The sequence below is a fragment of the Streptomyces sp. NPDC058674 genome (assembly GCF_042716505.1).
Lineage (GTDB): Bacteria > Actinomycetota > Actinomycetes > Streptomycetales > Streptomycetaceae > Streptomyces.
On record NZ_JBHXSC010000128.1, the window covers coordinates 1 to 6,470 of the forward strand.

Sequence of the window (6,470 nt, forward strand, 5' to 3'; positions counted from 1 at the left end):
GCGCCGCCCGTCCGGCCGGCCGCGCCGCCGGGGAGGCCGCGGGCCGCCGCGGGCGCCGCTGCGGCAGGCCCGGGGGCGGCTGCGGCCGGCCCCGGGGGTGTGGCCGCCGGCGGTCCGGGCGTGGGGGCGGCCGTAATCGGTTCCGGGGGTGCAGGGGTCGGTGATCCGGCCTCGGGGGCAGCCGTGGTCGGTCCCGGGGGTGCGGAGGCCGGCGGTCCGGGCTCGGGGGCGGCCATGGTGGGTCCCGGGGGTGCGGAGGCTGGCGATCTGGGCGTGGGGGTGGTCGGGGTGGGTGCCCGGGGTGTGGAGGCGGGCGGTCCGGGTGTGGGGGCAGCCGTAACCGGTTCCGGGGGTGCGGGGGTCGGCGATCCGGGCTCGGGGGCAGCCGTGGACGGTCCCGGGGGTGTGGAAGCCGGTGATCCGGGCGTGGGGGTCGGTGACCGGTCGGGGTGGGGTGCGGGCGGTGTCATCGGGTGCGGCGGCGGGACTGCCAGATGGCGGCCGCGGCCAGGGCGATCACCGCGGCGACGCCCGCCAGCAGGCCCGCCGAGGGGCCGCCCGCGTCGCCGGCGTCGCCCGGGGGAGCCGCCTCGGGCGCACCCGCGGCCGCCGGGGCGTCCTCCATCGGCTCGCCGCAGCCCTGCCGGGGGTAGCCGGACACCGCGCAGAGCAGCGCCGCGCCGTTGTAGCGCAGGGGCTTGGCGACCGACGCGAGCGCCTCGGCCGCCGTGGCGTCGGGCGCCACCTGCGCGCACGCCGTGCGCGGTGCGCCCTGCGGCGGGGCGTCGCCCGCCGGGGCGTCCTCGGGGGTGCCGAAGTCGATGACCAGCGCCACCCGCTTGCGGCCCTCCGTCGGGGCCGTGCTCCCGCAGACCGCCTCGAAGTCGGCGGGAGTCCGGGGCTGCGCCTGCTGGTCCCCGGTCTCCTTGCTCACCGCGAATCGGAAGCCCTGCACCGTGCCGTCCCCCGGCCGGGCCGTCGAGGGGCCCGTGGTGGCGTACGCCCAGCGGCCGTCCGCGCCGTCCCAGAACGACCAGTAGCGGTAGCTCGACGCCAGCGCCGGGCCGGCGGCCAGCAGGGTCAGGACCACACCCAGGGCGAGGAGGAGCGCGGCCGGACGGCGCGGGAGCGCGCGCCGGCCCGGCGCGGGGCGGCGGCGCATCAGAGCTGGTTCTTCTTCTTGCGGCCGCTCAGCAGGATGCCGATGCCGACGCCGGCAGCGGCGCCCGCACCGATGATCCACCAGACGTTCTGGCCGCCGGAGCCCGTCTTCTTCCCCTTCTCGTTCTCGACCTCGGTGGCGCTGGTGTCCGCGCCCTGCGGAGCGGGGCCGGTGGCGTTGAGCTCGGCCACGAGGTCGGCGCCGCCGAAGGACCTGGGGTTCGCGCCGGTGGCGTGCGCCGCCAGGATCAGCGTGCCGAGGCCGGCCGGGCTACCCTTCGCCCACGGGACGGCGTTGGCCTTGAGCCACTCCAGCGCGCCCGCCGCCGACTGCTTGTGCCCGGCCGCGGCCAGGGCGATCACCGCGTCCACGGTGTTGCCGGTGTCGGCGGTCGGCTGGTCGGCGCCCGGGGTGACGGCCGTGAGGTGGCCGTCCTTCTTGAGGGCCTCGGCGAGGTAGCCGGCCGCACCCTGGGCGGCGGCCGCCGGGTCGGCGGCGTTCGCCGGGCAGGCCAGCGGGGCCGCCGGGGTGTCCGAGGCGGACGGCGGTACGGCCGCGCCCCGGCCGAGGCCGGCCAGCGTCGCGGCAGCCGTGGCGTCGGCGTTCGCGAGGAGCTTCCCGTCGACCGGCTGGTAGGCGAAGGAGCCGCGGTCGGCGGTCGGTTCGGCGGTGCAGCCCAGCTGGAAGGGGAGCAGGCCGTCGTAAGCCGACTTGCCCGCCTTGGACTTGACCTCGGCCGGCTTCTCGCCCGCCACGGCCAGCGCGCTGATCACCAGGGCGGTGGAGTTCGCCTCGCTCGGGGAGCCGGGGACGTAGGCCCAGCCGCCGTCCTCGTTCTGGACGGACTTCAGCCAGTCCACGGTCTTCCTGACCGTCGCGTCCTGGCCGCCGAGCGCCTTCAGCGCCTGCACGGAGGCGGCGGCGGCGTTCGTGTCGTACATCGTCTTGTCGTCGCAGGCCGCGGCGGGGTCCGCGCGGAAGGAGGCGTAGCCGCCGTTCGCGCAGCTTTGGCCCACCAGCCAGTCGACGGCCTGCCGGGCGGGCTCGACGCCCACCGTGTGCTGGGCGAGCAGCGCGAAGGACTGCCGCCACACGCCGTCGTACGTCGGGTCGGTCTTGCCGTACAGGCCGGAGGGGATGACCGGGGGCGCGGAGGGGGAGGCGGGCGGCGCGGTGTCGGCGAGGGCTGCGGGGGCGGCACCCACGCAGAGCACGGCTGAGGCGGCGAGCGCGGCGGCGCTGCGGCGGACGATCATGGGGGCGGGTGCCTCTCGTACCGGGGAGCGGGAGGCAGGCACGCGCAGGCACCGGGCTCCGGCTCCGTTTACCTCGACGGTGCCGGCCGCCGGAGGAGCCGGCGGCGCGAGCCGTGCACTTCCGGTACGGGGCATTCCGGCTCCCCGCCCGGACGGCGCCGGGGTGGGTCACGGTTGCGGGTCAGCGCCGGAATTGCACCGGCTTCCCCCCGTACAGAAGTGTGGACGACCCGTTCACTCTACCGGCCCGTGGTCGCGGGGCCCGGGGGCGCCGGCCAGCGGCGCCCCTTACCGGGTCGTGTACGCCGGGCGCCCGTACGGCCTACAGAGCCCGGTAGGCGACCGGCTCGCTGCCCGGCACCGCCTCGGCGCGGCCCTGTTTCACCAGCCGCCGCAGGTGGGCCTCGGCCTCGGAGACGGCGATGGTGCGGGAGCCGTACGGGATCTGCTCCCAGGGCCGGTTCCACTCCATCCGCTCCGCGAGCGCCCAGGGGGTCAGCGGCTCGGCCAGCAGCTCCCACAGCCCGGTCAGCCGCTCCTCGTGGTGGTCCAGGAGCTCGCGTACGCGGGCGGGGGCGTCGGTGAAGGCGTGCTGGTGGGCGGGGAGGACCTCGGCGGGGTGCAGCTTCCCGACGCGTTCGAGGGAGTCGAGGTAGTCGCCGAGGGGGTCGGTGACGCGGGTGACGCCGTGCTCGTCGGGGGCCTCGTAGAGGCCGATGTGCGGGGAGATCCCGGGCAGCAGGTGGTCCCCGGAGAAGAGGCGGCCGTTGCCGGGGAGGCCCGCCGGGTGCTGCTCCTCCAGGTGGAGGCAGACGTGTCCGGGGGTGTGGCCGGGGGTCCAGACGGCCCGGAGCCGGCGGCCCGCCAGGGGGAGGAGTTCGGCCGGGACGATCTCCCGGTCGGGCACGGCGGCCCGCAGTCCGGGCAGGGTGTGCAGGCGGCCGCTCGCGCGGGCGGCGCGCAGCGGGGCGACGTGCTCTTCGGGGGCCCCGGCTGCGGCGAGCTTCTCGCTCATGTAGTCGAACCAGACGCCCGGCTCGGCGGCGCGGGTGCGGACGACGACCTCGGTGTCGGCGGCGTGCATGGCGATCCACGCGCCGGAGGCCTCGCGGACCTGGCCGGACAGGCCGTGGTGGTCGGGGTGGTGGTGGGTGAGGACCACGCCGTGGACGTCCGCGACGGAGGTGCCGATGGCGGCGAGGCCGGCGGTGAGGGCGTCCCAGGAGTCGGGGTCGTCCCAGCCGGTGTCGACGAGGACCGGGCCGCGGTCGGTGTCGAGCAGGTGGACGAGGGTGTGGCCGAGCGGGTTGTCGGGGATGGGCACCTTGACGGCCCACACGCCGCCGCCGTGGTCGGTGACCTGCGGGGTCGCCTGTGGTGTCGCCTGCCGTGCCACTTGCGGGGTGATGTGTGACGCGTCCTCTGGCATGAGGGTCCCCTGTCTACGATCCTGCCGGTGAACGAGAACTTGTTTCAGTAGTCGCCCAAGTCGACCATCTTCACCCGCTTCTGACCAGCCGTTGGATCAACCGCGCCGTTCCGTCCTGGCCGTGGACTCCTGGAACTAGAACTGGTATCAGTTCGGGAACGCCAAGCCGCAGGAGGCATCAGCCATGACGGAGCTCGTGGAACACGGACAGCTGTTCATCGGCGGGGAGTGGACGGATTCGCTGGGCACCGGGACGATCCAGGTCGTCTCCCCCCACACCGAGCAGGTCATCGGCTCCGTCCCGCACGCCTCGGAGGCGGACGTCGACCGGGCGGTCGCGGCGGCGCGCAAGGCCTTCGACTCCGGCCCCTGGCCGCGGACGAGCCTGGACGAGCGGATCGCCGTCGTCTCCCGGATCAAGGACGCCATCGCCGTCCGGCACGAGGAGATCGCCCGCTCCATCAGCTCCCAGAACGGCTCTCCGTACTCCTGGAGCATCCTGGCCCAGGCCCTCGGCCCGATGATGGTCTACGACGCCGCGATCAACGTCGCGCGCGCCTTCCCCTACGAGGAGTACCGCCAGGGCGCCCTCGGGCCGATCCTGGTGCGACGCGAGCCGGTGGGGGTCGTCGCGGCCGTCATCCCCTGGAACGTGCCGCAGTTCGTGGCCGCGGCCAAGCTCGCCCCGGCGCTGCTGAGCGGCTGCTCCGTCATCCTGAAGCCCTCCCCGGAGTCCCCCCTGGACTCGTACATCCTCGCCGACATCGCCCGCGAGGCCGGGGTGCCCGAGGGAGTGCTGTCGATCCTGCCCGCCGACCGCGAGGTCAGCGAGTACCTCGTCGGCCACCCCGGCGTCGACAAGGTCGCCTTCACCGGCTCCGTCGCCGCGGGCCGGCGCGTGATGGAGGTCGCCTCCCGCAACCTCACCCGCGTCACCCTCGAACTCGGCGGCAAGTCCGCGGCCGTGATCCTGCCGGACGCCGACCTGACGACCGCCGTCGCCGGGATCGCGCCCGCGGCCTGGATGAACAACGGGCAGGCGTGCGTGGCCCAGACCCGCGTCCTCGCGCCGCGCAGCCGGTACGGGGAGGTGGCCGAGGCCCTCGCGGCCGCTGCGGGGGCGCTGGTGGTCGGCGACCCGCTCGACCCGGCGACCCAGCTCGGCCCGCTCGTCGCCCGGCGGCAGCAGCAGCGCTCCCTCGACTACATCCGCATCGGCCAGGAGGAGGGCGCCAAGATCCTCACGGGCGGCGGCCGCCCGGCCGGCCTGGAGCGGGGCTGGTACGTGGAGCCCACCCTCTTCGGCGACGTCGACAACTCGATGCGGATCGCCCGCGAGGAGATCTTCGGCCCGGTCGTCTGCCTGATCCCTTACGGGGACGAGGAGGAGGCGCTGCGCGTGGCCAACGACTCCGAGTTCGGCCTGAGCGGCAGCGTCTGGACGGCCGACGCCGAGCACGGCGTCGACTTCGCCCGGCAGGTCCGCACGGGCACCTTCAACGTGAACACCTTCAGCCTCGACATGATGGGGCCGTTCGGCGGCTACAAGAACAGCGGCCTCGGGCGCGAGTTCGGCCCCGAGGGGCTCGGCGAGTACCTGGAGCACAAGATGATCCACCTCCCGGCCGGGTACGAACCCCCTGCGGCCGGCGCATGATGGGCGACCGCTGGCACGTCGAGGTGGACCGCGGGGTCTGCATCGGCTCGGGGATGTGCGTGAACCACGCCCCGGAGGGCTTCGCCCTCGACACGGCACGCCAGTCGTATCCGCGGACGGCGCAGACGGACGCGAACGAGCCGGTCCTGACGGCGGCGGAGGGCTGCCCGGTCGAAGCCATCATGATCACTCTGGCTGCTACGGGGGAGCCGGTGTTTCCGCCGGAGGAGTAGGGGGGCGGGCTGTGGCGGGGCGGGGGCTTTGAGGGGTGGGGCGGGGGTGGTGGGGGGCGGGGGCTTCGGCGGGGCGGGAGCGGACAGGTTTGGGGGTTTCCCGTCAGTCTCATCGTCTCTCCGGGTCGGGCCGGTCCCTCAAGGGCGCTCCTCCTTCGTCGTCGCGTCGCTTCGCGATGGCCTTCGGCCACCCTTGACCGACCGTCCCGCCCCGGACATACGAAGACTGTCGGGAACCCCCCAAAGGAACGGGCCGGGGGGAGCAGTCCACATCGGCCCTGGCCAGGGAAGGGCGGGCGGTCTTCGGGGCGCGTCAGATCGCTACGCGCTTCTCCCGGCTTGGCGGCTGCGGTCCGTCTGGGGCTGGACATAGGCCGCCCGCGATGGGTGGTGGGGGCGCTGTGACGCGTCTGCGGGCCGTGCGGGACGTAAACGATCAGATCGTGGAGCGTGAGGTTGGATTCATCAACCTCCCGCTCCATCACAGCCCGTTCCCACCCCCATCGGGCCCCTTTAGCGGACATGTGACCCGTGGACGGGTCTTGGGTGGGTGGACGGCGGTCGGACGCTCGACCGAGGGAAGCGCGTAGCGATCTGTTGCGTGAGGCCCGGCCGGACTGCCGCCAGGGTCATCTCTCCGCTGTTTGGCGCAGGTACCCGGCTGCCGGGCCCGGAAAGGGCTGCCCTGGGCCCCGTCTGGACTGCGTGCCCGCTACATGAGCCCCAGACGGAC

At 74.7% G+C, this 6,470-nt stretch carries 5 protein-coding genes and 1 riboswitch; of the genes, 2 read left to right on the forward strand and 3 right to left on the reverse strand.

Annotated elements, in window-relative coordinates; genetic code table 11:
• Nucleotides 1-466: 466 nt before the first annotated feature.
• The 3 genes from ACFWU6_RS33380 to ACFWU6_RS33390 form a co-directional block, all read right to left on the reverse strand.
• Nucleotides 467-1,162: an SCO2322 family protein gene (locus ACFWU6_RS33380; RefSeq protein WP_383985205.1), complete on the reverse strand. Its 696-nt coding sequence runs from the start codon at nt 1,160-1,162 to the stop codon at nt 467-469.
• On the reverse strand, nt 1,162-2,418 hold the full coding sequence (locus ACFWU6_RS33385; protein WP_383985208.1) for a prenyltransferase/squalene oxidase repeat-containing protein: 1,257 nt from the start codon (nt 2,416-2,418) through the stop codon (nt 1,162-1,164). The genes ACFWU6_RS33380 and ACFWU6_RS33385 overlap by 1 nt, the downstream gene beginning before the upstream one ends.
• 129 nt (nt 2,419-2,547) lie before the next feature.
• A riboswitch (cobalamin riboswitch) is annotated at nt 2,548-2,627 on the reverse strand.
• A gap of 113 nt (nt 2,628-2,740) precedes the next feature.
• Nucleotides 2,741-3,847 (reverse strand): MBL fold metallo-hydrolase, encoded by a 1,107-nt coding sequence (locus ACFWU6_RS33390; protein ID WP_383813079.1) that lies wholly within the window; start codon nt 3,845-3,847, stop codon nt 2,741-2,743.
• 184 nt (nt 3,848-4,031) lie between these two features.
• On the opposite strand from ACFWU6_RS33390, the gene ACFWU6_RS33395 reads away from it, so the two are divergent.
• Both ACFWU6_RS33395 and ACFWU6_RS33400 read left to right on the forward strand, forming a co-directional pair.
• A complete protein-coding gene (locus ACFWU6_RS33395) occupies nt 4,032-5,504 on the forward strand; it encodes an aldehyde dehydrogenase (RefSeq protein ID WP_383985211.1) in 1,473 nt (490 codons plus the stop codon).
• Nucleotides 5,504-5,737 carry a ferredoxin gene (locus ACFWU6_RS33400; protein WP_383985214.1) on the forward strand — a complete coding sequence of 78 codons (234 nt, stop codon included), beginning with the start codon at nt 5,504-5,506 and terminating at the stop codon, nt 5,735-5,737. Before ACFWU6_RS33395 ends, ACFWU6_RS33400 begins: the two co-directional genes overlap by 1 nt.
• Nucleotides 5,738-6,470 lie beyond the last annotated feature (733 nt).